The following is a 2,859-nucleotide window of genomic DNA, read 5'->3' as shown; positions in this document are numbered from 1 at the left end:
TTTTGAGAATTTTTACTCAATATTCATGCTGGTTTTTAGCTAACTAGCTATTCAGGTTAATTAACTTTTTTACTGATTAATGCTTTAAATTTTTGAAATATTTCTAAAAAATATTTGATATTTTAAAAACAATCAATATATAATATGAATTAACTCGAATTAATTTAGAAACATTGATAATACAGGTGAGGACTGGGTATGAATAAGAAAATAGTAATCATGGCTTTATTGCTGTCTTTTGCAGCACCAAGTTTATCATTTGCTTCAACAAGTGATTATTCAGAAAATGCAACTCAGGAAAATCCTACACAAGTTGCATTTGTACAAGATGTCATGAAAGATGTAATTAAAAATACTCTGTATAATCTGGGCACACAAGTGCTTAACAAATATGCAAATCCAAATAATTACAACTATAACTATTCTAATCAAAATAGTAATACTTCAAGTGATGTTTACTATGACTACAATAATAACACCACATCACAATACAATACTTCTGGTGACTTTATTCCAGGACAAGATCCAGAGCCAGAACCAATGATACCAATTTCATAAGGCAACAACTATTTCATTAAAAAAATCCTGATTTAATCAGGATTTTTTTAATGAAAACAAAACAGAAAAACACTTCCTAAATACAAAATTCTGGTAAAAGTATCAATAAAACATTACCATTCCAAATTGTAAAGTTTTGTTAAACTCGTACTTTCCCAGAAATATCTTAAATCCCTCAAATAGCTTTTGTTACAGCCTTAGTTTTCTATTTTTAAAATTACAAATATAAAAATAAATGTGCAATGTTTTAGTAAGGTTGAAAATTAAAAGGTAAGGGAAGGGGGCTAAAAAACAACATATATAAGAAATTTATATTTTTCAGTTTAATTTAGTCACACCAGAGAAAATCTCCTATGCGTGGGAAAAACAAGTTTTATTAACTAATTTTTATTAACTATGGAGTATGAAAAAGTATGCTGAATCTCAAAAAGACAATGGCAATGCTTGGCACAACTCTTATGTTATTACAGGGTGTACCTGGCTTATTTATGCCAAATAATAAAGCTGAAGCAGCTTCATATGACCCTGCAGTACAAGAGTTAATGTCAAGACCGTACCCGAGAGTAGGTGGTAACCAGTGGCACACCACTCCGGATGGTAGTTTTTCCGCTGGCGATAGTGCAAATAAAATTAACTTTGCAGCTAAATATTTGGATTTCGTCTCTCTTAACAGAGCTGGCGGAAATATGAACGATTTATTCTTAGACTTCCATCAAAGCACACACGATCCGAGCAAAGGTTTGTTGAAAACCAGAAATGACATATATAATGCTGCTTCAGCTGTAAGCAGAAGAGTGTATGTTCTTGCTTATCACAACATGTCAGATGTTTGGTATTACCAATCTACAAACGTATTCCCGAACGAAAACTTCTGGATGAAGCCTGATGGTCAAAATATTGGTACCTGGGATTATATGGATAAACATAATTTATGGTACCGTGGTAGCACTAACGTAATAGTCCCATATCCTGGCTATAGCAATACTCAAAGAAGAATGTGGGATTCAAGAAAAGCAGAAGTGCAAGAATACTGGGCACAACACGCTAAAGGTATCACCGATCAGGGATTTGATGGTGTATTCTCTGATAACTGGCTGCGTAGTGGATTTGCTGGTAATGACCAGGCTGGTATTCAAAGAGGTTGGAATACTGTAGGAGAAAGATTTAAACAAATTGCTCCAAATAAAATCCTCTTAGGCAATTCACCACCATTTGGTGCATTTACATCACGTGACATCAGTATGCTAGAAGACAGAATTGATGACGTAGCAACAGGCGACAAGAGTGTTGCCGGATATTTCAGTTATAGTGATCAAGCTGCTACACAAGGACAAGTATGCTTTGACACATATTGGGATGAAGACAGAGGCCCGTTTGACACATTCCGTGTTCCTATGAACCTTTTAACAGACAATGTTTTAGGTTTAACACTTAATACAAAACAAGGTCATTCTTTGGATCATCAAAGAGTTGTTATAGAAAAATTAGGAAAAATCGGATATCCTAAAGGCCCAAGATATAGAGCTAATGGAGTTCTCCAAAGGGACTTCGATCTCGGTAAAGCTATCGTAAATGACACTTCAAGTTCTGTGACAGTGAGTCTTCCAGCAGGTGTTTACAAAAACCTTGATGGTGCTCAAGTAAACAGTGTAACTTTAAGTCCATTTAGAGGGGTAGTACTTAAAAGAAGCGGTACTGTTACACCACCTCCAACAGAGCCGCCAACAGAACCACCAACATCACAAGGCCCGGCAGCTCCTTCAGAGTTAGCAGTTACAGGAGTAAGCAAAGGTGCAACGAGTGGTAATTATTATGTAAATCTTACTTGGAAAGATAATTCTAATAACGAAACAGGATTTGAGATTCTTCAATCCGTTAATTCAACAAATAATTTCCAGGTAGTAAAAACCCCAGCTGCTAATGGTACTGCTTATGGTATCAACCTTGGATCAACTCCAACCACTGGTACCTATCACTACAAAGTAGTGGCTGTAAATACCAGCGGAAAATCTCAAGCATCTAATACAGTTACAGCTCAAGTTGGAGAAGTTACTCCTCCTCCAACTCCACAGCCCCCTGTAGCTCCAACTGGATTATCAGTTAGTATAACTAAAGCTACAGCTGGTAATTATGTTGCAAATTTAAGCTGGACTGATAATTCAAATAATGAAAGTGGATTTAAAGTTCTTCAATCCGTAAATTCACCAAGCAGCTTCCAGCAAGCACAGGCTGTTGGTGCTAATGCTGGCAGCACATCTATAGATCTTGGATTAAATCCACAATCAGGTACTTATTACTATC

The 2,859-nt window shown here is 35.7% G+C and carries 1 protein-coding gene and 1 pseudogene (1 of these 2 cut by a window edge); both read left to right on the top strand.

What is annotated here, in order from left to right; translation table 11 throughout:
* Positions 1 to 198: 198 nt before the first annotated feature.
* Complete coding sequence (locus tag A2255_02930; GenBank protein OGI23063.1) at positions 199 to 558, top strand: hypothetical protein; 360 nt, start codon at positions 199 to 201, stop codon at positions 556 to 558.
* A 413-nt stretch (positions 559 to 971) separates the two neighbouring features.
* Positions 972 to 2,859: pseudogene (locus tag A2255_02925) on the top strand (hypothetical protein); it runs 581 nt beyond the window's last position.

Source organism: Candidatus Melainabacteria bacterium RIFOXYA2_FULL_32_9, assembly GCA_001784615.1.
Taxonomy (GTDB): domain Bacteria; phylum Cyanobacteriota; class Vampirovibrionia; order Gastranaerophilales; family UBA9579; genus UBA9579.
The sequence above is the reverse complement of the archived record's forward strand: the minus strand, read 5'-3'. Positions and strand labels throughout refer to the sequence as shown.